A 24330-nucleotide genomic window follows, 5' to 3' on the forward strand; every position below is an offset into this window, starting at 1 on the left:
ATGCTGCAACGCCCGACAAGTTTCGCCACCGAAGTCCTGCGCTACGGTCTCATCGTCCTGGTGCTCGCCTTCATCGTCTTTCCGATCCTGTGGATGGTCGTGACCTCGTTCAAGCCGCCGCAGGACGTGATGGTGTCGCCGCCGCGCTTCCTGTTCACGCCGACGCTCGACAACTACGTCCACGCGATCTGGGAGAAGAACTTCCTGTTCTACATCAAGAACACGCTGTTCATCTCCGTCACCTCGACCGTACTGGTGGTGGTGGCCGGCGCGCTCGCCGCTTACAGCTTCGCCCGCTACAATGTCGGCGACGGCCACATCCTGTTCTTCATCCTGTCGACCAAGATGTTCCCGGCCATCGCGGTGATCCTGCCCTACTTCCTGATCTTCCGCGACACCGGCAAGACCGCCGTCGGCCGCTTCCTGGGCGTAGGGCTTGACCAGCCGGGCGCGCTGATCATTTCCTATACGATGTTCAACCTGCCCTTCGCGATCTGGCTGCTTGTGTCGTTCTTCCAGGACATTCCGCGCGAGCTGGAGCACTCCGCGCGCCTCGACGGCCTGTCGCGCATGAAGGTCCTGCGCAAGGTGGTCTTCCCGCTGGCGGCTCCGGGCATCGCGGTGACGGGGGTCTTCACGCTGATCTTCTGCTGGAACGAGTTCCTGTTCGCCTACATCCTGACCCGCAAGACGGCGAGCACGATCACGGTGGGGGTGGAATCCTTCTTCACGCTGCAGGGCATCCTGTGGGGGCCGGTCGCGGCCGCCGCAACCATCAGCGTCCTGCCGATGATGGCCTTCGTGCTCCTGATGCAGCGCTACATGGTGCGCGGCCTGACCTTCGGCGCGGTAAGGGGGTGAGGTCATGAGTTTCAGTCAAGCCTGGGACGCTGGCTTCCGCGCCGTCCTCATCTATATCGGCGTCGTCTTCGCGTGGCTCGGCCTGGTCGAGCGGTATTTCGGAAGCCAGTCCGTCTCGGTCGTCGTCATGAACGTCGTCGCCGTCGCGCTGGCACTCGCCTTCTTCCTCAGGGCACGGTCGCGCGCCGTCGCCGAGCGCGCGCGCGCCGAGGCCGAGGTGAGGGCGCTCATGGAGGAGGCCGTCTGATGTACGAGCTCAAGGCAGTCCACAAACGCTACGGCCTCGCCAAGGTGGCGCTGCGCAAGATCGACCTGACGGTGCGGGACAAGGAATTCCTTGTCATCTACGGACCGGCGGGCGCGGGCAAGAGCACGATCCTCAACATCCTGGCCGGCATCACCCGCCCGACCACCGGCGACGTGCTGCGCGACGGGGTCTCGATCCTGCATTTGCCGCCCGAGCGGCGCGACGCCGCCATGGCCTTCGAGAACTACGCGCTCTATTCGCATCTGAGCGTCGGCGAGAACCTCGCCTTTCCGCTTCACGCACGCGGCATGGCGCGGGCCGAGATCGACCAGCGCGTCAAGCGCATCGCGGAAATCCTCGGCATCGGCCATCTCCTCGACCGTCGGCCAGGCTTCCTGTCGGGCGGCCAGCGCCAGCGCGTCGCGCTCGGCCGCGCCATCATCCGCCCTGCCGACATCTATCTCCTCGACGAACCGGTGGGGCATCTCGACGCCAAGCTCCGGCACAAGATCCGGGCCGAGCTCAAGGCGCTCGCCGACGACCTCAACGCGACCGTGGTGTTCACGACGACGTCGTCGCGCGAGGCGCTGGCGCTGGGCGATCGGGTCGCCGTGCTCAATCAGGGTCGCCTGGAACAGATCGGGACGCCGGCCGATCTCTATCATCGGCCGGCCAACGCCTTCGTAGCGTCCTTCGTCGGCGATCCGCCCATGAGCTTCATCACCGTCGAGCCGCGCCGCGAGGCGGACCGCGTCGCCTTCGTGACCCCGGACGGCATGCCGGTCGCGACCCTTCGCGCCGATGCGCTCGACGGACTGAGGCCGGCCGACGCGTCGATCCAGGTCGGGTTCCGTTCCAACGAGGTGCGGCTGGCGCAGCAGGGCGACAGCGCGGCGCTGCGCGGCAGGGTCGACGTGATCGAGCATCTCGGGCACTCCAAGATCGCGCTTGTCGGGATCGGCCGCGATCAGGTCTCGGTTTCGGTTCCGGCGCATACGTCCATCCATGTCGGCGAGGAGGTGGCGATCGCCTTCCCGCGCGACGCCGTGCATCTTTTCCAGGACGCGCGCGCCGTCGTGCACGCCGTTCCTTCGGTCTGAGGAGAGAGCGATGGCTTCGATAAAGGCGACCGGCCTGGTCAAGCGCTATGGCACGGTGAAGGCCGTCCACGGCATCGATTTTGAGATCGCCGACGGGGAATTCGTGGCGATCCTCGGCCCGTCGGGCTGCGGCAAGTCCTCGACCATGCGCATGATCGCGGGGCTCGAAACCGTGTCGGAAGGAACCATCGAGATCGACGGCAAGGTGGTCAACGATGTCCGCGCGCGCGACCGCAACGTCGCCATGTCGTTCGAATCCTATGCGCTCTACCCGACCATCTCGATCTACGAGAACATCGCCTTTCCGTTGCGCTCGGCGGGCATGAACGCGGACGAGATCGACCGGCGGGTGCGCGACATCGCCGAAAAGATGGAACTGGTGCCCTTGCTGGGCCTGAAACCCCAGGGCCTGTCGTCGGGCCAGGCGCAGCGTGTCGGCCTCGCCAGGGCGCTGGTGCGCAAGCCTTCGGTGTTCTTGCTCGACGAGCCGATCAGTCATCTCGACACGCGCCAGCGGTATCGCATGCGTCGCTTCATCAAGCAGTTGCATCAGCAGTATCACTACACGATGATCTACGTGACCCACGACCAGGAGGAGGCGCTGGCGCTCGCCGACCGCGTCATGGTCATGAGCAACGGCCTCATCCAGCAGATGGCGCCGCCCGACGAGATCTATGCCCGGCCCGTCAACGCATTCGTGGCCGGGTTCGTGGGAGAGCCGCCGATCAACTTCTTCGATTGCCGGCTGGCAAGGGACGGCGGGCGCTGGACGCTCGCTTTCGAAGGGCAGACGCTCACGTTGCCTGAACGCCTTTCCGATAAGGCCGCGCAGCTCGGCTCCGAGGCGCTCGCGGCCGTGCGTCCGCATTTCCTGTCGATCGGCGCCAACGGTCCCCTCGTGCTGGAAGGCAAGGTGTTCGTCACCGAGGAATTGCAGGACCAGAACCTGGTGATGGTGGATGTCGGCAAAGTGCGCTTCACGCTGGTCGCGCATCCTTCCGTGCGACCGCGGCGTGGCGAGGTCGTTCCGCTCACCATCGACGCCGACCACCTGCTTCTCTTCCCGCAGGACAATTCGCGTCGCATCGACGACGACCTCGCCGCGTAGGAAGGGTCATGGCCGCGCCGACATACGACTACATCGTCGTGGGCGGAGGAACGTCCGGCTGTCTCGTCGCGGCGCGGCTGGCCGAGGCGAGGCATACGGTGCTCGTGCTCGAAGCCGGTCCCGACGACCGCAATCCGCTGATCCGGATGCCGGCGGGTTTCGTCAAGCTGCTCGGCGTCGAGCGCTACATGTGGTTCTACAAGTCCGTGCCGCAGGAGCATCTCGGCGGCCGCACGCCGATCGTGCCCCAGGGCCGCGTGCTCGGCGGCGGTTCGTCGGTCAACGCGATGGTCTACATGCGTGGCCAGCCCGCCGACTACGACTTGTGGGCAAGCCAGACGGACGACGACCAATGGAATTATGCGTCGCTGCTGCCCTATTTCACGGACATGGAGGACAACGAGCGGCTGAACGACCGCTATCACGGCGTCGGCGGCCCGTGGAAGGTTTCCGATCTCCGCCATGTCTCGGAACTGTCACGCGCATTCGTGCTTGCGGCGCAGGGCAACGGCCTGCCGCACAATGGCGACTTCAACGGCGAAAGCCAGCGCGGCGTCGGGACCTATCAGGTGAACACCCGCGACGGCCGCCGCTGCTCCGCCGTGGATGCGTTCCTGCGTCCGGCGATGCGGACAGGGCGTGTCACCGTCAGGACCGGCGTGCTCGCCCATTCGGTGATTATCGAGAAGGGACGCGCCGTCGGCGTACGCTACAGTGAAGGCGACAAGCTCGGCGAAGCGCGTTGCGGCGCCGAGGTCGTGATGGCGGCCGGGGCGATCGCCACGCCGAAGATCCTGATGCTGTCGGGCATCGGTCCGGCCGATCACCTGCGCGCGCACGGCGTGTCGCCGGTGGTGGACCTGCCCGGCGTCGGCGCCAACCTGCAGGACCACACGGAAACGCCGGTCGTGGCGCTATGCAACGGCCCGTATGGCTATTACGGCCACGACCGCGGCTGGAGACAGATGCGCAACGGCATGGAATACCTGCTCAACCGCACCGGCCCCGTCACCTCGAACGGGGTCGAGGCGGGTGCGTTCTTCGATCCCGACGACCTTTCCGCGACGCCGAAGATCCAGCAGTTCTGCGTTCCGACTGTCTATCTCGACAAGGACCACACCGACCAGAAGGCAAGCTACGGCATCACGCTCAATTCCTGCGTGGCGCGTCCGCGCTCGCGCGGCACGGTGCGGCTCGCATCCGCCGCTCCGGACAACCAGCCGCTGGTCGATCCCAACTATCTCGCCGATCCGGAAGATCTGCGGCTCTCCATCGGCGGGATCCGGCGCGCCCGCGAGATCCTGGCGCAGGAGCCGCTGCGCTCGATGATCGCCAGCGAGGTCTTCCCCGGTCCCGACAAGACGTCGGACGAAGACCTTGCCGCCCATGCGCGCCGTTTCGTCAAGACCGTGTACCATCCGGTCGGCACCTGCCGCATGGGCCGCGAGGGCGACCCCGACGCGGTCGTATCCACCCGACTGACGCTGAAAGGCGTCGAGGGCGTCCGGATCGCCGACGCCTCCGTCATTCCGACCATCATCAGCGGAAACACGAACGCCGCCGTTCTGGTCGTGGCCGACAAGGCCGCCGAATTCATCCTGGGCCGACCGCGCAAGACACCGGCCGACCTGTCGTCAACCCAGCCAAGCCAGCCCGTCGCGGCTGCCGTCTAGGGAGAACGCTCATGCCTCCGATGCGCAAGGACCCGAACCCGAGGATGCCGTATCAGCTTCCGATGCCGAAGGAAACCCTGCCGGATCTCGTCATTCCCGACGGCATTCCCAAGGACGAGCGCGTCTGGGTGCCGCAGGGCGAGAACGTCTGGTTCCGGCCGCTGTGCCTCAACCGCTCACAGGGCTACTGGATGAACCTCTTGAAGGTGCGCAAATCCGGCGTGCTGAGCCGCCATCGCCATCCGCAGGCGGTGCATGGCTGGGTACTGAAGGGCCGCTGGCATTACCTCGAGCACGACTGGGTGGCGGAAGAGGGCGGCTACGTCTTCGAACCGCCGGGCGAGACCCATACGCTCGTCGTGCCGGACGATGTCGAGGAGATGATCACCTACTTCCAGGTCAACGGCATCATGTATTACGTCGATGCCTATGGCGAGCCGCTCGGCTTCGAGGACGTGTTCACCAAGATCGACATGTGCCGCGAGCATTATGCCCGCGTCGGACTGGGCGAGGATTATGTCGATCAATTCATCCGTTGACGCGAAAGGGGCGCTGGAGGCGCTTCGCCCCGACTTGTTCGCCGGCCGAAACGTGCTGGTGACGGGCGGCACGTCCGGCATCGGTGCGGCCGCTGCAGAAGCCTTCGCGGCGCTCGGCGCGGACGTGCTGGCCACCGGCGCGACCGACGCCGAGGTCGAGAGCGCAAGGAAGGCAATGACCGGAATCGACTTCCGGCGTCTCGACGTGCGCGACGGCGCAGCCGTCCGCGCCGTCGTGGAAAGCCGGCCCCGGCTCGATCATGTCGTCAACTGCGCCGGGGTGATCCGTCGCGGCGCCGAACTGGAGCCGGACGTGTTCGCCGACGTGGTGGATATTAATCTCACCGGCTCCATGCGCGTCTGCGCGGCGGCGAGAAGTCGGCTGAAGGAAAGCGGCGGCACCATCGTCAACACCGCGTCGATGCTGTCCTTCTTCGGCGGCGGGCTGGTGCCGGCCTATTCGGCCTCGAAGGGCGGCGTGGCGCAGATGACCAAATCGCTGGCGATCGCCTATGCCGACGACGGCATCCGCGTCAACGCCGTGGCGCCGGGCTGGATCGCCACGCCGCTCACCACGGCGCTTCGCGACGACCCGGCGCGCAACCAGCCGATCCTCGGCCGCACGCCGATGAAGCGCTGGGGCGAGCCGGCGGAGGTCGCCGCAGCCGTCGTCTTCCTGTCGTCGCCGCTCGCCAGCTTCGTCACCGGCGCCGTGCTGGTCGTCGACGGCGGTTATCTGATCACGTGAGAATCCGGTCATGAAGGCAGTCGTTGTTCCCTCGGCATCGAGCCGCATCGAAGATGTCCGCATCGCGAACGTCCCTATGCCGGAGCCGGGGCCTGGCGAGGTCCGGATCCGGATCAAGGCGGTCTCGCTCAATCCCGCCGACTGGAAGTTCGCCAACGACCACAAGCCGGGCTGGCTCTATCCGCATCCGTTGGGCCTGGACGGGGCCGGCGTCATCGACAGCGCCGGCGCGAGCGTGACCGACTGGAAGCCCGGCGACCGCGTCGTCCTCCATCACAGCTTTCTGAAGCGTGGCGTCTTCGCCGAATACACGGTCGCGCCCCTCCATGTGCTCTCGCGCGTGCCCGAAACCGTGTCTTGGACCGACGCCGCGGCCGTGCCCTGCGCCGGCTACACCGCCTATCAGGGCCTGTTCCGCAAGGCGCATCTCGCCGCCGGGCAGACGATCCTCGTGCAGGGCGCCAATGGCGGCGTCGGCGGCTTCGCAACACAGTTCGCGCATGCCGAGGGCGCCAAGGTCATCGGCCTCGCCCGCCCGGAGCATCATGCGGCGGTGCGCAAGCTCGGCGCGGACGTCGTCCTCGATTACCGCGATCCGGAATTGCTGGAGAAGGTGCGGGCCGAAACGCAGGACGGCGCAGGCGTCGACGTCATGCTGGAGGTGGTCAATCCCGGCGATGCGCGTAAATCGCTGGCCTTCCTCCACTACAACGGCCACCTGATTTCCGTCGATCCGCTGCCCAACATGGCCGAGGTGCCTTCCTACACCTACGCCGCCTCCATCCACGAGGTCGGGCTGGGCGGCGCCTATGCGGCGGGTCACATGGCGACGCAGCGCGATTTCGCGGTGATCGGCGACGACCTCATGCAGCGCCTGGCGGCTGGGCGGCTCGATCCGATGGTCGAGGAGATCATCACCCTGGACGAGATTCCGGACGGCCTCCTGCGCCTGATGCGGCGCGAGGTGACGGGCAAGATCGTGGCGCTGGTCGACAGCGCGACCTGACAACACACAATCGGGAGAAGCGGCATGGCGCAATACAGGCATTACATCGCGGGGCAGTTCGTCGACGGCAAGGCGGAGGAGCGGATACCCGTGCTCAACCCGGCGACGGGCGAGACGATCGCCGAGGTGCCCGACGCGTCCGCCAAGACGGTCGATGCGGCCGTCGCGGCAGCGCGCAAGGCGCAAGCTTCCTGGGCGGAACTGCCGGCGATCGAACGCGCCGGCCATGTCCGCGCCATCGCCGAAAAGATCCGCGCCAAAGCCGACGGCCTGGCTGAGATCATCTCGCACGAGCAGGGCAAGATCCTGCCGCTCGCCAAGGGTGAGGTACTCGGCATGGCCGGACTGATGGACTACATGGCCGAGTGGGCGCGGCGCATCGAGGGCGACATCGTCGAAAGCGACCGCAAGGGCGAGACGATCCTGCTCTACCGGCGGCCGGTCGGCGTGGTGGCAGGCATCCTGCCGTGGAACTTCCCGTTCTATCTCATCGGCCGCAAGCTGGCGCCGGCGCTGGTCGCCGGCAACACCATCGTCATCAAGTCGAGCGAGGAGACGCCGCTCAACGCCTTCGCCTTCGCCGAACTGGCAGCCGAGGCCGGGCTGCCGGAAGGTGTGTTCAACCTCGTCAGCGGGCGCGGCAGGACGGCCGGTGCCGCGCTGACCAGCCATCCCGACGTCGATCTGGTCTCCTTCACCGGCAGCGTGCCGACGGGCATCGCGATCATGGAAGCGGCGGCGAAGAACCTCACCCGTGTCAATCTCGAACTCGGCGGCAAGGCGCCGGCGATCGTGCTGAAGGACGCCGATCTCGACCTCGCCACGCGCGCCATCACCCAGTCGCGCATCAACAACACCGGCCAGGTCTGCAACTGCGCGGAACGCATTTTCGTCGAGCGTCCGGTGGCGGACGCCTTCGTGGAGAAGTTCGTGGCCTCGATGGCGAAGGTGCGCTACGGCGACCCGCTGGCGGAGAAGGACCTCGACATGGGTCCGCTGGTCAACGCCGTGCAACTCGACAAGGTGGCCGGCATGGTCGAGCGCGCCAGGGGCGAGGGCGCGAAGGTTGCGCTCGGCGGCAAGCAGGCCGACCGCAACCGCGGCTATCATTACGAGCCGACCGTGCTGGTCGATTGCCGCCCGGACATGGAGATCATGCGCAAGGAGATTTTCGGGCCGGTGGCGCCGATCGCGGTGGTCGATTCCTGGGAAGAGGCCGTGCATCACGCCAACGACACCGAATACGGCCTGACCTCCTCGCTCTATACCAGCGACCTCAACAAGGCTCTGAAGGCCAGCAACCGGTTGCAGTTCGGGGAGACCTACATCAACCGCGAGAACGGCGAGGCCTATCAGGGCTTTCATGCGGGGCGAAAGAAGTCCGGCATCGGCGGCGCCGACGGCAAGCACGGCTTCTACGAATATATGGAGACGCAGACGGTCTATATCGAGCACGGCTGACGGACGGCTACAGGCGGCAAGCGGCGTCGAGCCGTGCAAACCGCATGTTGTCCGGATGTCCGGGCCGCGCTAGGGTCCCGGCGCTTTCGCCGGAACCCGCATGATCGACCGAACCACTCCCGTTCCGCTCTATTTCCAGCTTGCGCAGCACCTGCGGTCCGAAATCGCTTCGGGCGCGATCGCCAGCGGCGGCAAGCTGCCGTCCGAGCATGAATTGTGTGCCGAACATGGCGTTTCGCGTTCGGTCGTCCGCCAGGCACTGCAGTCGCTCGCGCTCGACGGATTGATCGAGACGGAGCGCGGACGGGGCGCCTTCGTGCGGGAAAAGAAGGTGCCGATCGTCCTCCAGCAACGCCTGGACCCGTTGCAGGAGGGGATGGCCAAGGCGGGTTTCACGCTGACCACGAAAGTGCTGCGGCAGGAGCAGATCGCGGCGCCGGCGCATGTCGCCAAGGCAATCGGCGATCCCAGGGCGGTCTTTCTCGAGCGTGTGCGCTATGTGGACGGGCAATTGCTGCTCGTCGTCCGGAACTACCTGCCGTACCGCCGCTTTTCGGCCCTTCTCGACTTTGACGGGCTGGAGACCAAGTCCCTCTATGTCTGGCTGGACGAAGCCTGTGGTGTCATCGCCTCGACCGGCAGGCGCACGATCGAGATCGGCCGCGCCGACAGCCATATCGCTTCGATCCTGAAGCTGAAACGGGGCGACCGCGTGCTGTTCAACCGCGAGACGACGTTCGATCAGGACGGCAAGGCGGTCGAATATTATGAATCCTGGCATCACCCCGACCGGACCCGCCTCAGCATCGACCTCTACCGGCAGAAGAGCTGACCCCGCGGCGGCTATTTCTCGCGGGCGGATTTCAGCGCGCCGTAAGTGGCGCGAAAGCGCGCCAGCAGGTCGTCGAGGCTGGGGAGAGGACGCGGTTCGAGCGGCGGTTCGCCGGATGTCGCGAAGGGAAGGTGTTTGACGCCGCGCCAGTGGCCGGCGGCAATGCCGCCGAGATAGGCCGCGCCGAGCGCCGCGGCGTCTCGGCCTTGGAACGGGCGCATCGGCATTCCGACGAAGTCGGCCAGCATCTGCCGCCAGCGCGGATCGGCGGCGCCCCCGCCCGTCAGCAGCATGGAAGACGCCTCGACGCCGGTGGCCTTCAGAGCGTCCCAACTGTCGCGCACCGCCAGCGCCACGCCTTCGAACACCGAGCGGATGATCTGGTCGCGCCCGGCGCCGAGCCTCATGCCGGACCAGACCGCGCTCGCCTGCGGATCGAGCAGCGGCGCGCGCTCGCCGCTGACATAGGGCAGGAAGAGCACGCCGCCATTGTCGATGTCCGGCGCAAAGGCGCGTGCGTACATTTCCGCCCAGTCGGCGTCGAGAACGCCGCGCGCCCATTCGAACACCGTGCCGCCATTCTGCAGCGCCGCCATCTTGTAAACGCCCGCGCCGACGCCCCGGAAAGTGTTGTAGAAGGGCTGGAGTTCGGGCGTCACGCGGTCGACCATTGTCATGATCTGGATGCCGGACCCAACCTGCAGCACGGTTTCGCCGGGCGCTGTCTGGCCGAGCCCGAGCAGGCATGCGGCGGTATCGGAAAGGCCGTGGGCGACGGGGATGCCCTGCCGCAGGCCGAGCGCCGAGGCGGCCTCGCCGGTCAGGCCGCCGGCGACATCCGTGGAGGCGCGAAGCGGCGGCAGGAGGGAGAGATCGATGCCGAGGCTTTCGGCGAAGGGGCTTGCCCAGCCGTCGGCGCGCATGTCGTAGAGCAGCGTCATCGAGGCGTCGGAGGGCTCGGTCGCGCGCTCGCCCGTCAGCCTGAACCGCAGCCAGTCCTTCGGCGACAGGGCGGCGCTCGCCTGTTCCAAGAGGGCGGGTTCGTGCCGCTTCAGCCATAGGAGCCCGAGTCCGGCCATGCCGGTGGCGATGGGATTGCACAGCGGCAGCCGCAAATCGCCGTCGAGCGCCAGCGCATCCTGCACTTGCCTGCCCGTGCGCAGGTCAGGCCACAGAATGGCGGGCCTGAGCGGCGCCCCTTTCGCATCCGCCAGAACGAATCCGTGTGCCTGGCCGGACAGGCCGATGCCGCGCACAACCTCGCCATGCGCCGCGCAGGCCTCGCGCACGGCCTCCACGGTTTGCGTCCACCATAGTTCAGGGTCCGTCTCGGCATGACCGGGAACCGGCGAGCTCAACTCGTAAGCACGGCTCGCTTCGGCGACCGGGCGGCCGCTCTCGTCGATCAGCAGCGCCTTGACGGAGCCGGTCCCGAGATCGATCCCAAGGAACATTCACAGACCTCCCGTCGATCGTCTATGCCGGAGCGGCGGTCGCGCCGCCGTTTTCGGCAAGCAGGTTGCGGGCCGCTTCCGCGACGGCGTCCACTGTGAAGCCGAAGTGGGAGAACACCTCCGGGCCGGGCGCCGATTCGCCGAAGCGGTCGACACCGATGATCCTGCGGCGTTCGCCGAGGAACTGATACCAGTAGAACGAGCAGGCCGCCTCCACAACGATGGTCGGCAGATGGCGCGGCAGCACGCTGGACCGGTAGTCCCCGGATTGGCGCGCGAAGACGTTGGCATTCGGGACGGACACGACACGCACGGCGACGCCCTCCGCTTCGAGCCGCGCCGCAGCCTGCCGCACCAGGGAAAGCTCGGAGCCGGTGCCGGCCAAAACCAGATCGGGAGCTGCGCCGTTCTCCGGATCGGAGAGCACATAGCCGCCCTTGCGAATCTTCTCGTCGTCTCCCGGCCGATGGTCGACGCCCTTGCTGCCTTGCCTCGCCAGCACCATCGCGCTCGGCCCCTCGCGGCGCAGGCTTTCGTCCCAGGCGATGAGTGCTTCCAGCTCGCTTCCCGGCCGCCATACCGAAAAGTCCGGGATCGCGCGCAGCGCCACAAGCTGCTCCGACGGCTGATGGGTCGGTCCGTCCTCGCCGACGCCGATGGAATCGTGCGTGTAGACGAAGACGGCGCGCAGCTTCATCAGCGCCGCCAGGCGCACCGCGTTGCGGCTGTAGTCGCTGAAGACGAGGTAAGTCGCGCCGGAGGGAACGAGGCCGCCATGCGCGGCCATGCCGTTCATCATCGCCGACATGGCGAACTCGCGTACGCCGTAATGCACGAAATTACCGGAGAAATCGCCCGGACGGATCGAGCGCGACGCCTGCGTCCAGGCCAGCGTCGACTGGCTGAGGTCGGCCGAGCCGCCGACCAGTTCGGGCGCGGCTTTCGTCATCAGGCCGGCAATGCGGCTCGACGCCTTGCGCAGCGGCTGGTCTTCCGCCGGCTTGCCGAGGATGGCGGCGGCTTCCTCTTTCACCAGCTTGGCGAGGGCGGGCGACGGCTCGCCCTTCATCCGGCGTCTGAATTCGGCCGCGAGTTCGGGGTGGGACTTTCCGTAGGCTGCGAACATGCGCTCCCATTCCGCTTGCATGCGCGCGCCCTTCTCGCGCCCGTCCCAACCGGCGACGACGTCGCCCGGGATCTCGAACGGCGGATAGTCCCAGCCGAGCGCCTCGCGCGTCAGGGCGACTTCTTTCGCGCCGAGCGGGGCGCCATGCGATTCCTCCTTGCCCTGCTTGTTGGGCGATCCGAAGCCGATGATCGTCTTGCAGCAGATCAAGGTCGGCCGGTCGGAGGCGTGCGCGGCCTCGAAGGCCGCCCTGATCGCGACGGGATCGTGGCCGTCCACCTCCGCGATCACGTTCCAGTTCAGCGAGCGGAAGCGGGCGGCGGTGTCGTCGGCGAACCAGTCGCCGACCTCTCCGTCGATGGAGATGTTGTTGTCGTCATAGACGGCGATCAGCTTCGACAGGCCGAGCGTGCCGGCAAGCGAGGCGGCCTCCTGGCTGATGCCTTCCATCAGGCAGCCGTCGCCGGCGAAGACATAGGTGAAGTGATCGACCACGGGAAAGCCGTCGCGGTTGAATTCCTCGGCCAGCCGGCGCTCGGCGAGCGCCATGCCAATGGCGGTGGCGAAGCCCTGTCCGAGCGGGCCGGTCGTCGTCTCGACGCCCGGCGTTATCCCGCGCTCGGGATGCCCCGGTGTCCTGGAGCCGAACTGCCGATGCCTGCGCAGGTCGTCCAGCGAAAGATCGTAGCCGGCCAGGTACAGCAGCGAATAGATGAGCATCGACCCGTGGCCGTTCGACTGCACGAAGCGGTCGCGGTTCGGCCAGTCCGGATCGCCCGGATTGTGGCGCAGGAAATCGTTCCAGAGCACCTCGGCGATGTCGGCCATGCCCATCGCCGTGCCGGGATGGCCGGAATTGTTGGCCTGCACGGCGTCCATCGTCAGCGCCCTGATGGCGTTGGCCAGCCTGCGATGGTCACGCGCCTGAGCCGTCATCCGTCCGTCTCCTCAACTTATCATCCTGTACGGACAAGTATCGATCGGGACGACTTGTTGTCAAACGGCTTCTGGCCGCTTGCGCCCGGCCTAAAGCATGTCTCCCGAAAGTAGGCATCGGTTTCGGGAAAGACATGCTGAAAAAACAAGGACCCAAAGCGTACGGAGCGAATCTGAAAGACCGCGACACGCTTTAGAGACGATCCAGATCGTCATAGAGCGCCTGCGAATGGCGATAGAGTTTTTCGAAGAAGGGCTGCATGCGCGCATAGGTCTCGGCCCAGGCGGGGTCGGGCAGGATCTCGCGTTCGTGGCGCACGAAGGCTGTGGCTGCGTCCTCGACGCTTGAGAATCTGCCTTCCGCCGTCGCGGCGAGCGCCGCTGCGCCGATGACGCCGCATTCCGGCTCGGCCGGCAGCAGGATGGGGATATTATAGGCGCTCGCCTTGATCTTCAGCCACAGCTCCGATTTCGCTCCGCCGCTCGAGGCGACGACCCGCTCGACCTTGCGGCCGGAGATGTCCTCCATAAGATGCAGGTGCCGCGTCGCACCGAAGGCCACGCCTTCGAGCACGGCGCGGTGAAGATGGGCCAGCCCATGCTCGGCCGTGATGCCGAAGAACTGCGCGCGGGCGTTGCGATGTTCGCCGAAGCGCTCGCCGACGAGATACGGCATGAAGAAGAGGCGCTGGGCGCCGGCCTGCGCTTCAGCCGCCTTGGCGGCGATCGCCTCATAGCTCCAGCCGTTTTCATGGAAGGCGCGGCGCGCCCATCGCATCGCGTCGCCGCCCGTCTCGAGCAGGATGAAGGCGCCCCAATTGCCTTCCGGGGTGCCGACATTGGAGATTTCGGGCGCCAGCAGCGGCTTGTCGGCGACGACCGTGATGATGCACGACGTGCCCGTCACGTCCGAGCCCAGGCCGGGACGACATACGCCTGAGCCGAGCAGGGCGACGGGATAGTCGCCGCCGCCGACCAGCACGGGCGTCCCGGCGCGCAGGCCCGTCTCGCGCGCCGCCTCGGCACTCACGACGCCCAGCACCTCGGCCGGATCGCGGATCGTCGTCAGCTTGTCGCGGTCGAGACCCAGCCGGTCGCACATCGACTGCGACCAGTCGCCGGTGCGCGGATTCATCATGAAGGAGCAGGCGGCCTCGGTGCGGTCCATGGTGATCTCGCCGGTGAGGCGATAATTCACGTAGTCCTTGGGCATCAGCACCGCTGCCGCCCGGCGATAGGCCTCCGGATCGTTGTCGCGAATCCATTGCAGCTTGAAGCCGGGCCATGGCGGGGCAGGGGGATTGCCGCTTTCGGCAATGAATTCGTCCAGGCCGAAACGCCTTTCGAACGCGGCGACGTGGCCCATCGTGCGTTTGTCGTTCCACAGCGGAACGGTATCGCGGGTCAGTTGCCCGTTCGCGTCGAGCAGCACCGTGCCGTGCATCTGGCCGCAGCCGCAGACGGCCGCGATGCGCCGCGCGGCATCCGGCGCATCGTCCAGCACCGTGCGGATGGCGCGCGTCACGCCGGCCCACCAGTCGGCGGGCCGTTGCTCCGACCAGCCGTATTCGGGGACGATCTGCTCGTGTTCGAAGGCGCGGATGGCGATGGGCCTGCCCGTCCTGTCGACGAGCGCCGCGCGCACGCTGCCCGTGCCGACGTCGATGGCGAGATAGAGCGCGTCGCTCAAGTCATGGCCCTCCTTGCAGGCGTTTTCCCGTGCTGCCGGCCGCGCGCGCGGCGCGGTCCGCCCAAGCGGCAAACGGCTTCAGATCGAGGTATAGCCGGCATCGGCCGAGACGATGGAGCCCGTCATCAGGCTCGACGCGTCCGAAGCGAGGAACAGGACCACCGAGGCGATCTCGTCCGGCTGGCCCATCCGCTTCATCGGCGTCAGGTCGATCCAGCGGTCGACCATGCCCTTGCTGTCTTCCAGATTGGCCAGCAGCGGCGTCTCGATATAGGTCGGTGCGACCGCGTTGACGCGCACGCCGCGCAGCGCCCACTCGACCGCCAGCGACCGCGTCAGATGATGGACCCCGGCCTTCGAGGCGTTGTAATGGCACTGGGGTTGCGGCGTGTTGACGATGTCGGCCGACATCGACCCGATATTGACGATCGATCCGCTGCCCGCTTCCAGCATCTTGCGGCCGAAGGCGCGGCAGGTCTTGAAGACGCCTGTCAGGTTGATGCCGATGACGCGGTCCCATTCCTCGTCGGAAACGTCCTCGGCGGGCGTGTTGGAAGCGATGCCGGCATTGCACACCAGTATGTCCAGGACTGGCTGCGAGGCGGCAAGCGCATTGAGGGCGGCCGTGTCTGTCACATCGAGCTGGTGTGCTTCCGCCTTTCCGCCCCCGGCCGTCAGCCGCTCCGCAGCCGCCTTGGCGCGGGCGCCGTTCAGGTCGGTCACCACGAGATGCGCGCCGGCCTCGGCAAGTGCTGCGGCGCACGCCTCGCCGATCCCCTGGCCCGCGCCGGTCACGAGCGCGCGCCGGCCCGAAAGGTCGTATTTCGACATATAGGACATAAACGCGATTCCTCCGCTGTGCGTATCCGTCGTGCCGCCGGGATTGGCGAGAATTGTAGTTTTCCTCCCGATCGGCCTGTCGGAAAGGCCGATAAGGAGGTCTTGTAGTCAATTTCTTGTGCCTATGCACGAATTTTTGGTAGTAGTAGAACTAACTTTTTAACTAGCATCTTATTTTGCTCCGGTTTGCTTTTCCAGGTCAATTCCTTGTGCAGCCTATCGCGATCTGTTCCCGGAAAGTGCCGGAATGGCGAATAATTATAGCATTTAAAACAACGGTTTAAATGGAATCCCCATTGTTTCTGGTGGTCTGCTGCGCCGGCATAGCCCAACACGGTTGCGCCATGTAGTAAATCTAGTTATTGACGACGGGGTGAGGAAAAATCCGCGAACTCGGTCGTGAGGATGGAGGAAAAGTGATTCAGGAGCTGGCCGGCATGCTCTTTGTCGACGGCGCGTGGCGGCGAGGCGAGGGCGCGCAGATTCCGGTCGAAAATCCGGCCACGGGGGAGGTGCTCGGGCATATCGCATGCGCCACCCCGGCGGAGATCGATGCCGCCGTTTCGGCTGCGCGCAAGGCCTTCGGGCCGTGGTCACGGCTGGCGCCGGTCGAGCGCTCAAAGGCGCTTCACCGGCTTGGTGAGGCGATCGCCATGCATGCGGACGACATGGCGCGCACCTTGACCCTGGAGCAGGGCAAGCCGCTCAACGAGGCGCGCGGCGAGATCCTGAAGCTCGCAGAGGCCTGCCATTTCTATGCCGAGGAAGCCGCGCGCGTCCACGGCGAGATCGTCCCCAATGCGACCACCGATATCGACAGCCTCGTGGTGCGCGAGCCGATCGGCGTGGTGGGCGCCATCACGCCGTGGAACTATCCGGCCGAGCTGATCGGCTGGAAACTGTGCGGGGCGCTGGCGGCGGGCTGCACCATCGTCATCAAGCCCGCGGAATTGACGCCGTTCACGGCGCTGGCGATCGCACGCATGGTCGAAGCGGCCGGCATCCCGGCGGGCGTCGTCAATGTGGTGACGGGGCCGGGTTCGAAGGTGGGGCAGGCGCTGGTCGAGCATCCCGACGTCGACAAGATCGCCTTTACCGGCTCCAGCGCGGTGGGGCTGCGCATTCAGCAGTCGTGTTCGACCGTCAAGCGGCTGTCGCTGGAACTCGGCGGCAACTGCCCGCTGGTCGTCACCGCCTCCGCCGACATCGACGCGGCGGTGAAGGGGGCTGCCCGGCGTTCCTTCCGCAACATGGGCCAGATCTGCATCGCCATCAACCGCATCTACGTCCAGCGCGCCGTCGCCGACGACTTCACGGCGAAGCTCGGACGCGCCGCCGACGCGCTGGTCATCGGCAACGGCATCGACATGCCGGACGCCGATGTCGGCGCAATGGCCTCCGCCGAGCCGCTCGCCAAGACGCAGGATCATCTGGCCGACGCGCTGTCCAAGGGCGCGCGGCTCGTGGCCGGCGGCAGCGCGCCGCAGGGCGAGGCCTTCGCGCGCGGTCACTTCTTCCGCCCGACGGTTCTGGCCGATTGCACGCACGACATGAAGGTCATGACCGAGGAGACGTTCGGCCCGCTCGTCGGCGTCATGGCCTATGACGGCCTCGACGAGGCGATCGACCTGGCCAACGACACGCCCTATGGACTTGCCTCCTATCTCTATGCCCGCGACATGGACGAGGTGCGCTATGCCTCGGCGCGGCTCGACTACGGCAACGTCGCCGTCAACAATGTCGATGCGGGAATCATGAACGCGCCCTATGGCGGGCGCAAGCAGAGCGGCGTGGGATACGAGCACGGCCGCGAAGGCATGCTCGAATACATGAACTTCAAGCATGTCCGCATCCGCTACGGCGAGCCGAAGGCGAGGTGAGGCGGTGACCCAGGCGCTCCTCGGCATCGATATCGGAACGTCCGGCTGCAAGGCGCTGCTTATCGACGGCGAGGGCGTGGTGCTGGCGAGCCACACCGAAACCTATGGTCTGTCGCAGCCGCGTCCGGGCTGGACAGAGCAGGACCCGGCCTCGTGGATCGACGGCGCCCGCGCAGCCGTCGCTGCGGTTCTTGCCGAGCGGCCGGAGGCCGAACTCGCGGCGGTCGGGCTTTCCGGCCAGATGCACGGCCTGACGCCGCTCGATGCCGGCCACAAGGTGCTGCGTCCCGCGATCCTGTGGAACGACCAGCGCAACGGCGCCGAATGCGACGCCATCACGGAACGCGCCGGCGGCATCCAGGGCCTGCTGGCGCGGACCAACAACCGGATGCTGGTCGGTTATACCGGCGGCAAGATCATATGGATGCGCGACCACGAGCCGGATCTGTTCGGCCGGTTGCGCCATGTGGTCAATCCGAAGGACTATCTGCGTCTCGTGCTCACCGGCGAGATCGCGACGGAGGTCTCCGACGCGTCCGGAACCGGGCTTTTCGACACGCGGGAGCGTCGCTGGGCATCCGGCCTGCTGGAGCTGCTGGATCTCGATGCCGCCATTCTGCCGCCCTGTCATGAATCGCATGTCGTCAGCGGCAGGGTCGGCCGATCGGGCGCTGCGCTCTTCGGCATCCCGGAAGGGACGCCGGTTGTCGGCGGCGGCGGCGACAGCGTCATCCAGACCATCGGCTCCGGCGTGATCACGCCCGGCGCGCTGCAGACGACGATCGGCACCGCCGGCATCGTCGCGGCCGCGCTCGACGCGCCGGTCGCCGATCCGGACGGGCGGCTTCAGGTGTTCTGCAACGTCGCGCCGTCGAAATGGCATTGCATGGGCGTTTCGCTAAATGCCGGCGGTGCGATGGAGTGGTTCCGCACCATGCTGGCCGGTTTCCGCGGCGGCGAGGCGCCCTCGGCGAAGGACATGGCGGGGACCGCGGCCAATGCGCCGGCCGGCTCACATGGTCTCGTCTTCCTGCCCTATCTCAACGGCGAGCGCTGCCCGCATCCCGATCCCTCGGCACGCGGCGGTTTCGTCGGTCTCACCGCCCGTCACGCGGCGGCAGACATGGCGCGCAGCCTGATGGAAGGCGTGACGCATTCGCTTTTCGACATCTACCGCCTCATGGAAGCCGCCGGCATCGGCCGCAGCATCATCAAGGCGTCGGGCGGCGGCGCGCGCTCGACGTTGTGGCGGCAGATGCAGGCCGATCTTTTCGGCTGCGACGTCGTCACCACGGACGGCGCCGCGGAAGGCGGAGCATTCGGCGCCGCCCTTGTCGCCGGCGTCGGCGTCGGCGTCTGGGCCGACGCGGTCGAAGCAGCGAAATCCTGCCGCGCGGTGACCCGCGAAACGCCGGACGCGGCCGGCGCGGCGGCGATGCGCGAGGCGTTTGCGATCTACGCAGGCCTTTACGACGACTTGTCCGGGGCTTTTTCGGCCTTATCCGGTTCCGGCCTGGACCGATAGGAAGCGGGGGAGACGAATGGCCACGACAACGCAGACCCATCGGTATGAAGCGCTGGTATTCGACCTCGACGGCACGCTGATCGACAGCGCGCCCGATATCGCGGCGGCGCTCAACCTCATGCTGGAGCGCAACAACTGGCCGGCCCAGAGCGTCGCGACGGTGGAAAAATTCATCGGCTTCGGCGCCCGTCGGCTCGTCCACGACCTTTTCGTATCGCTCGGCCTACCTTCGGACGACGGCACGATCGATGCGGCGCTCGAGGAATATCTCGACAATTATGCCCGCACGCCCGCCGACAGGACCCGGTTCTATCCGCATGTCCGGGAAGATCTCGAAGCGCTCCGGGACTGCGGCATCCGTCTCGGCCTGTGCACGAACAAACCGCAGGAACTGGCGCTGAAGGTCCTTGGCATCCTCGGCATCGCTCATCTGTTCGACGCGATCGTCGGCGCCGACGCCGCTCCGGCGAGCAAGCCCGACCCCGCGCACCTCATGGCGGTGGCCGAGCGGATGAAGCTGAACGGACGGCCCTGGGCCTATGTGGGGGACACGATCGTGGACAAGACGACCGCCGCCGGCGCCGGCGTTCCCTTCTACGCCGTGTCCTGGGGGACTGGCCGCCGCGTCGACGTCGAGCCGTCCATGCGGCTTGCCCGTCTGCGCGATCTTGACGGCATGGATGACGCCGCCCGGGAGGACTGACGATGGCGGTAAGCCTGCTCCAGCGTATCCTGCAGGAAAGCGAAGGAATGGGATCGGCCGAACTGCGCGTCGCGCGCTTCGTCAGTGCCAATCCTTCGGATGTCATCCACATGAGCATGGCGCGGCTGTCGCAGGAATGCGCGGTCAGCGACCCGACGATCATGCGCTTCTGCCGGCGCTTCGATTTCCAGGGCTATCAGGACTTCAAGCTTCATCTGGCGCAGAGCCTGGTTCCGTCGGCGCCGTTTGCCTATGAGCAGATCGTGCCCGATGATTCCATCCAGAACGTCGTGCGCAAGACCGCCCGAAATTCGCTCAACGCGATCCAGCGGCTGCTGGAGGACCTCGAACCGCAGCAGGTCGACGAGGGCGCCAGGCTTCTGAACGCCGCAAGCTGGGTCGGCATCTACGCCAGCGGCATTTCGGAGATCACGGCGCTGGACGCGGAACACAAATTCCAGCGGCTCGGCATGCGCTGCGCGGCCCTGATCGGCCGCAAGAAGCAATGGCTTCATGCCGAGACCTCCAGGCCGAGCGAGGTGGTGCTGATCTTCTCGCAGTCGGGGCATACCAAGCAGATGGTCGATATCGCGACCGCAGCCCGCGCCAAAGGGGCGCGCGTGCTTTCGATCACGGCGGCGCAAAGTCCGCTGGCCCAGGTTTCGGACGTGCTGATCTCGGTCCTGCCTTACGACCGCACGGAACTGATGACGCCGCTGGCGTCGCGGCTGAACCACCATCTCGTGGTGAACATGCTTGTCACCGCGATTGCGATGACGAGCGGCAGCGAGTTTCCGGATCAGCTTCCGGCGCTCGATTTCTGGCAGACGGAAAAGATCTGAATTGCGCCCGCTGGCGGGCGCGCCCATGCGTAGCGAGGAATAGTGATGAGCGTCCAGGACGAGGCGAAGAAGGCGGCAGGCCGCAAGGTCATCGAGGAATTCATCCGGGATGGCATGAAACTCGGGCTGGGGTCTGGAACGACCTCGCATTTCTTCGTGCGGGAACTCGGCAACCATGTCGCGTGCGGCATGAAGCTGACCTGCACCACCACGTCGCGCTCGACCAACGACGTAGCGAGGGAGGTCGGCATCGCCATCACCGATCCCAACGATATGGGCGAGATCGACCTTACCATCGACGGTCCCGACGAGATCGATCACGACTTCAACATGATCAAGGGCGGCGGCGCGTGCCTGTTGTGGGAGAAGATCGTGGCGCATGCGTCGAAGCGCATGATCACCATCTGCGACGAAAGCAAGATCGTGGCGAAGCTCGGCGCTTTCCCGCTGCCGGTCGAGGTCGTGCAATTCGCCTGGAAGCAGACCGAGCGGATGGTCGCGCAGGCGCTGGCGGACAATCGCGTGAAGGGGGCCGCGATCGAACGCCGTATGCGGGACGGCCAGCCGGTCGTCACCGACAGCGGCAATTTCATCCTCGACTGCCGGTGTGGAGTCATTCCGGCACCGGCGAAACTCGAGATCGAGCTCAACCGCATCCCCGGCGTGGTGGAAAACGGCCTGTTCACACGGGAATCCCGGGGGATGGTTGTCGGCCGCTTTGACGGGACCGCCTATGTGAAACTCCGCGATAAATAGTAAATACTACATATTGGCCTTATTTTGTTGCGTGTGTTGCCGCCGCTGGTCGCGGCGCGATCCCGTTTGTGCATCTCAATCAGGGCATAAGATAAAATCTTGAAAAATATAGAGATTTTTGTTGAATATGACCGGACGCCTCTTGCAATATTTTAGTTGCGCGAAGCTGCGAAAATGGCTTGAAGGGTTTCTGGAAATCTAGTATTGCTAGATAAACTGCGGGAGGAAGCAGATGGACAGATTGAACGCATTGACTCGTCGCGGCCTGCTCAAGGCGGGCGGCGTTTTGGGTATCGCGGCCGGCGCCGGCACGTTGCTGGGGCGCTCTGCGTGGGCGGATGAAGGTTTCATCCCCTACAGCAACAAGAGCCTCGACTATTATTTCTTCGTCATCCAGGAAGAGGCGGTGAAGCGCGCCGTGGCGGCGAATAAGATGCGCTTCCAGGCGACCAACGCCAGCTTCGACAACACCAAGCAGCTCGAGCAGTGGCAGAGCCTGATGCTGAGCCAGCCGTCGGCGATCGTCTCCGATCCGATCGACAGCCAGGCGATCGTGTCGGCGATCCGCCGCTACAACATGAAGAAGATTCCTGTCGGCATCATCGACACGCCGGCGGACGGCGGCGATGTGGCGATCACCGTCAGCTTCGACAACAAGCTGGGCGGCGTCATGGCCGCGCAGGAGATCGTCAAGCGTCTGACCAAGAAGCACGGCAGCCCCAAGGGCACGGTGCTCAACTGCTTCGGCGCGCTGCAGAGCGTGGCCTGGCGGCTGCGCAAGGAAGGCATGGACGAGGAATTCGCCAAATATCCCGACATCAAGTATCTGGCCCGTCCGACCGAGGGCGCACTGGACCAGATGCTGTCGGTGACGCTTTCGACGCTGTCGGAATATCCCGACCTCGACGCGGTCCATGCGCCGAGCGACTCCCCGTCGCGCGGCATCGTTACCGCGCTCCAGCAGAAGAACCGCTGGAAGAAGGTAGGCGAGGACGGCCACGTCATCTTCGTCAACATCGACGGCGAGCCGGTCGCGCTGAAGTGGATCCAGGAAGGCTATATGGATGCCTGTGTCTCGCAGGATCCGATCGCCTACGGCGAGATCGCCGTCGAGATGCTGGTCAAGCATTCGCTCAAGGGCGAGGCGGTTCCGACCGGCACCTACGAGAACAAGAAATATTTCTGGGAAAAGGGCGAGATCGTCGCAGGCACGACCGGCCCGACGCTGATCATCCCGCCATTCGTCATCGACAGCGACAACGCCGGCGACAAGCGCCACTGGGGTGCGATCGCGGAGAAGGAATGGGGCATCCCCTACACCTGATCGCATCCAACGCCTTACGGCACCAATGCCTGAAGGCGGTTGATCGCAGACATGATCTGCGCCACGCTGGTCCCGTGCCGGCGTGGCGTGTCCGCGCCGAAGGGAGCTTTCCTTTCCGGTCCTCGTCGGAGAGTTCGTTTTGACAGCAGCCTCGGCAGTCGCATCGCAACAGGACCCATTCATCCTCAGGGTCGAGAATCTCACCAAGCGCTATGGTCCCGTCCTGGCGCTGAACGACGTTTCGCTCGGCATCCGCCGCGGCACCATCCACGGGCTCCTGGGTGAGAACGGCGCTGGCAAGTCCACCTTGGTGTCCCTGATCTCCGGGCAGCGCACGCCGACATCGGGCACGATCTTTCTCGACGGCCGGGCCATTGCCAGTGTCGACATCAAGGCGATGGAGGAGGCCGGCGTCTTCCTGGTCACGCAGGAGCCGATGATCGTCGATCATCTCACGGCGGCCGAGAACCTGATGCTCGGCATCTGGCCGTCTTCCGGCGGTTTCGTCCGGTGGAGCAAGCTACGCGCCGACGCCGCGCGCATGCTGGAGGGAACCGGCATCGATCCGCAGGCGATGGCCGGGCGGCTCGACGCCGTGGCGCGGCGCAAACTCAACATCCTGCGCGCCATGTTCAGCGGCGGCAAGATCATCATCCTGGACGAGCCCACCGCTGCCCTGACGGTGGAGGACAGGGCGCAGCTCTTCTCCTTCATGCGCGACCTCAAGGCGCAGGGCGTCACCTTCATCTTCATCTCGCATTACAATGACGAAATCCTGGAAATCTGCGACGCCTGCTCGGTGCTGCGCGACGGCGTGCTCGCCGGTGGGACCGAGAACGTGAAGGGACTGACCTCGGAGCAATTGTCCGAACTCGTGCTTGGCCGGGGTCTCGTTCTGTTCCAACGCGAACGGCGGCAATTCGACACCGAGCCTGCGGCCGTCAGCCTGCGCTCGGTCGTCAGCGCCGGCGTCCGGGTCGAGGCGCTCGACCTGCATGCCGGCGAGATCGTCGGCTTCACCGGCCTTCCGGGTGCCGGCGCCAAGGAACTGGTGCGGGCGGTCTTCGGCCTCGTTCCTGTCCGCTCGGGAACGATCGCCTTTGCCGACGAGGCGCCTCACAAGCTGCCGGCCTCGCCGCGCGACGCCTTCGACGCCGGCATCGCCTTCCTTTCGGACGACCGGCATCGCGACGGGCTCGTCAAGCATATGACGATCAGCGAAAACATCTCGCTCTCCTCGCTCGTTTCGCTGGCGCGCTCCGGTTTTCTCAGCAACGACGCCGAGCGCAACCTGTCGGACCGTTATTTCGAAGCGATGGGCATCAAGGCTCCAGGGCCGTCCACCACCGTCGATACGCTGAGCGGCGGAAATCAGCAGAAGGTGTGCCTCGGCCGCGTTCTAGCGACGAAGCCGCGGCTGCTCATCCTCGACGAGCCGACGCGCGGCATCGACGTCGGCGTCAAGCAGGACGTGCTGCGCATCATCGACGATCTCAGCCGCAGCGGCGTGGCCGTCATCATCGTCTCCACCGACACTGACGAGATCGTCCGGTCGGTGGACCGCGTCTGCATCTTCGATGGCGGCGCCGTACGGGAGGAACTCTCGGGCGCCGCGATCACGAACGAGCGGCTGCGCCAGGGCACGACGTCCCATGGCTGAGCGCGCGTCGAAGGAGAAA

General features: G+C 66.0%; 21 protein-coding genes. 17 read left to right on the forward strand and 4 right to left on the reverse strand.

All coding sequences use genetic code 11. From position 1 onward, the window contains the following. From BFN67_RS12035 to BFN67_RS12080, 10 genes are all read left to right on the forward strand, one after another. Positions 1–861 (forward strand): carbohydrate ABC transporter permease, encoded by an 861-nt coding sequence (locus BFN67_RS12035; protein ID WP_080919817.1) that lies wholly within the window; start codon positions 1–3, stop codon positions 859–861. Positions 862–865: 4 nt separating this feature from the next. After that, the gene (locus BFN67_RS12040) at positions 866–1108 is read left to right on the forward strand and encodes a hypothetical protein (RefSeq protein ID WP_080919818.1); all 243 of its coding nucleotides are present in this window, start codon (positions 866–868) and stop codon (positions 1106–1108) included. After that, entirely contained in the window at positions 1108–2208 is a 1101-nt protein-coding gene (locus BFN67_RS12045; RefSeq protein WP_080919819.1) for an ABC transporter ATP-binding protein, read from the forward strand. The genes BFN67_RS12040 and BFN67_RS12045 overlap by 1 nt, the downstream gene beginning before the upstream one ends. Before the next feature lie 10 nt (positions 2209–2218). Further along, on the forward strand, positions 2219–3316 hold the full coding sequence (locus BFN67_RS12050; RefSeq protein WP_080919820.1) for an ABC transporter ATP-binding protein: 1098 nt from the start codon (positions 2219–2221) through the stop codon (positions 3314–3316). Positions 3317–3324: 8 nt separating this feature from the next. Continuing rightward, positions 3325–4989, forward strand: coding sequence for a GMC family oxidoreductase (locus BFN67_RS12055; protein WP_080919821.1), 1665 nt, complete (start codon positions 3325–3327; stop codon positions 4987–4989). Between the two features lie 11 nt (positions 4990–5000). Next, a complete protein-coding gene (locus BFN67_RS12060; protein WP_080919822.1) occupies positions 5001–5528 on the forward strand; it encodes a 2,4'-dihydroxyacetophenone dioxygenase family protein in 528 nt (175 codons plus the stop codon). After that, on the forward strand, positions 5506–6276 hold the full coding sequence (locus BFN67_RS12065) for an SDR family NAD(P)-dependent oxidoreductase (protein ID WP_080919823.1): 771 nt from the start codon (positions 5506–5508) through the stop codon (positions 6274–6276). Before BFN67_RS12060 ends, BFN67_RS12065 begins: the two co-directional genes overlap by 23 nt. Before the next feature lie 10 nt (positions 6277–6286). Next, positions 6287–7282 (forward strand): zinc-binding dehydrogenase, encoded by a 996-nt coding sequence (locus BFN67_RS12070; protein WP_080919824.1) that lies wholly within the window; start codon positions 6287–6289, stop codon positions 7280–7282. A 24-nt stretch (positions 7283–7306) separates the two neighbouring features. Then, positions 7307–8743 (forward strand): aldehyde dehydrogenase, encoded by a 1437-nt coding sequence (gene aldA / locus BFN67_RS12075; protein WP_080919825.1) that lies wholly within the window; start codon positions 7307–7309, stop codon positions 8741–8743. 100 nt (positions 8744–8843) lie between these two features. Further along, on the forward strand, positions 8844–9575 hold the full coding sequence (locus BFN67_RS12080; RefSeq protein WP_080919826.1) for a GntR family transcriptional regulator: 732 nt from the start codon (positions 8844–8846) through the stop codon (positions 9573–9575). 11 nt (positions 9576–9586) lie between these two features. Here the strand turns inward: BFN67_RS12080 and BFN67_RS12085 are convergent, their stop codons facing one another. From BFN67_RS12085 to BFN67_RS12100, 4 genes are all read right to left on the reverse strand, one after another. Beyond that, positions 9587–11029, reverse strand: a complete 1443-nt coding sequence (locus tag BFN67_RS12085; protein WP_080919827.1) for a xylulokinase — start codon at positions 11027–11029, stop codon at positions 9587–9589. A gap of 22 nt (positions 11030–11051) precedes the next feature. Next, positions 11052–13091 carry a transketolase gene (gene tkt / locus BFN67_RS12090; protein WP_080919828.1) on the reverse strand — a complete coding sequence of 680 codons (2040 nt, stop codon included), beginning with the start codon at positions 13089–13091 and terminating at the stop codon, positions 11052–11054. Positions 13092–13284: 193 nt separating this feature from the next. After that, positions 13285–14781 (reverse strand): xylulokinase, encoded by a 1497-nt coding sequence (locus BFN67_RS12095; protein ID WP_080919847.1) that lies wholly within the window; start codon positions 14779–14781, stop codon positions 13285–13287. A 78-nt stretch (positions 14782–14859) separates the two neighbouring features. Continuing rightward, the gene (locus BFN67_RS12100) at positions 14860–15621 is read right to left on the reverse strand and encodes an SDR family NAD(P)-dependent oxidoreductase (protein WP_080919829.1); all 762 of its coding nucleotides are present in this window, start codon (positions 15619–15621) and stop codon (positions 14860–14862) included. Positions 15622–16058: 437 nt separating this feature from the next. On the opposite strand from BFN67_RS12100, the gene BFN67_RS12105 reads away from it, so the two are divergent. The 7 genes from BFN67_RS12105 (at position 16059) to BFN67_RS12135 (ending at position 24311) form a co-directional block, all read left to right on the forward strand. Continuing rightward, the gene (locus BFN67_RS12105; RefSeq protein ID WP_080919848.1) at positions 16059–17501 is read left to right on the forward strand and encodes an aldehyde dehydrogenase family protein; all 1443 of its coding nucleotides are present in this window, start codon (positions 16059–16061) and stop codon (positions 17499–17501) included. A 4-nt stretch (positions 17502–17505) separates the two neighbouring features. Next, complete coding sequence (gene xylB, locus BFN67_RS12110; RefSeq protein ID WP_204842163.1) at positions 17506–19026, forward strand: xylulokinase; 1521 nt, start codon at positions 17506–17508, stop codon at positions 19024–19026. 16 nt (positions 19027–19042) lie between these two features. Further along, on the forward strand, positions 19043–19729 hold the full coding sequence (locus BFN67_RS12115; protein ID WP_080919831.1) for an HAD-IA family hydrolase: 687 nt from the start codon (positions 19043–19045) through the stop codon (positions 19727–19729). 2 nt (positions 19730–19731) lie between these two features. Further along, on the forward strand, positions 19732–20571 hold the full coding sequence (locus BFN67_RS12120; protein WP_080919832.1) for a MurR/RpiR family transcriptional regulator: 840 nt from the start codon (positions 19732–19734) through the stop codon (positions 20569–20571). A 45-nt stretch (positions 20572–20616) separates the two neighbouring features. Then, entirely contained in the window at positions 20617–21327 is a 711-nt protein-coding gene (gene rpiA, locus BFN67_RS12125; protein WP_204842165.1) for a ribose 5-phosphate isomerase A, read from the forward strand. 232 nt (positions 21328–21559) lie between these two features. Beyond that, complete coding sequence (locus tag BFN67_RS12130) at positions 21560–22651, forward strand: substrate-binding domain-containing protein (protein ID WP_080919834.1); 1092 nt, start codon at positions 21560–21562, stop codon at positions 22649–22651. Positions 22652–22790: 139 nt separating this feature from the next. After that, positions 22791–24311, forward strand: coding sequence for a sugar ABC transporter ATP-binding protein (locus BFN67_RS12135; protein WP_080919835.1), 1521 nt, complete (start codon positions 22791–22793; stop codon positions 24309–24311). Positions 24312–24330 lie beyond the last annotated feature (19 nt).

The organism is Manganibacter manganicus (genome assembly GCF_002075885.1).
GTDB classification, from domain to species: Bacteria; Pseudomonadota; Alphaproteobacteria; order Rhizobiales; family Rhizobiaceae; genus Mesorhizobium; species Mesorhizobium manganicum.

Excerpts from the sequence above, each read along its gene's own strand:
- BFN67_RS12035 (WP_080919817.1), top strand. The coding sequence starts at position 1 with ATGCTGCAACGCCCGACAAGTTTCGCCACCGAAGTCCTGCGCTACGGT.
- BFN67_RS12040 (WP_080919818.1), top strand. The coding sequence starts at position 866 with ATGAGTTTCAGTCAAGCCTGGGACGCTGGCTTCCGCGCCGTCCTCATC.
- BFN67_RS12045 (WP_080919819.1), top strand. The coding sequence starts at position 1,108 with ATGTACGAGCTCAAGGCAGTCCACAAACGCTACGGCCTCGCCAAGGTG.
- BFN67_RS12050 (WP_080919820.1), top strand. The coding sequence starts at position 2,219 with ATGGCTTCGATAAAGGCGACCGGCCTGGTCAAGCGCTATGGCACGGTG.
- BFN67_RS12055 (WP_080919821.1), top strand. The coding sequence starts at position 3,325 with ATGGCCGCGCCGACATACGACTACATCGTCGTGGGCGGAGGAACGTCC.
- BFN67_RS12060 (WP_080919822.1), top strand. The coding sequence starts at position 5,001 with ATGCCTCCGATGCGCAAGGACCCGAACCCGAGGATGCCGTATCAGCTT.
- BFN67_RS12065 (WP_080919823.1), top strand. The coding sequence starts at position 5,506 with ATGTCGATCAATTCATCCGTTGACGCGAAAGGGGCGCTGGAGGCGCTT.
- BFN67_RS12070 (WP_080919824.1), top strand. The coding sequence starts at position 6,287 with ATGAAGGCAGTCGTTGTTCCCTCGGCATCGAGCCGCATCGAAGATGTC.
- aldA (WP_080919825.1), top strand. The coding sequence starts at position 7,307 with ATGGCGCAATACAGGCATTACATCGCGGGGCAGTTCGTCGACGGCAAG.
- BFN67_RS12080 (WP_080919826.1), top strand. The coding sequence starts at position 8,844 with ATGATCGACCGAACCACTCCCGTTCCGCTCTATTTCCAGCTTGCGCAG.
- BFN67_RS12085 (WP_080919827.1), bottom strand. The coding sequence starts at position 11,029 with ATGTTCCTTGGGATCGATCTCGGGACCGGCTCCGTCAAGGCGCTGCTG.
- tkt (WP_080919828.1), bottom strand. The coding sequence starts at position 13,091 with ATGACGGCTCAGGCGCGTGACCATCGCAGGCTGGCCAACGCCATCAGG.
- BFN67_RS12100 (WP_080919829.1), bottom strand. The coding sequence starts at position 15,621 with ATGTCCTATATGTCGAAATACGACCTTTCGGGCCGGCGCGCGCTCGTG.
- BFN67_RS12105 (WP_080919848.1), top strand. The coding sequence starts at position 16,059 with ATGCTCTTTGTCGACGGCGCGTGGCGGCGAGGCGAGGGCGCGCAGATT.
- BFN67_RS12115 (WP_080919831.1), top strand. The coding sequence starts at position 19,043 with ATGGCCACGACAACGCAGACCCATCGGTATGAAGCGCTGGTATTCGAC.
- BFN67_RS12120 (WP_080919832.1), top strand. The coding sequence starts at position 19,732 with ATGGCGGTAAGCCTGCTCCAGCGTATCCTGCAGGAAAGCGAAGGAATG.
- rpiA (WP_204842165.1), top strand. The coding sequence starts at position 20,617 with ATGAGCGTCCAGGACGAGGCGAAGAAGGCGGCAGGCCGCAAGGTCATC.
- BFN67_RS12130 (WP_080919834.1), top strand. The coding sequence starts at position 21,560 with ATGGACAGATTGAACGCATTGACTCGTCGCGGCCTGCTCAAGGCGGGC.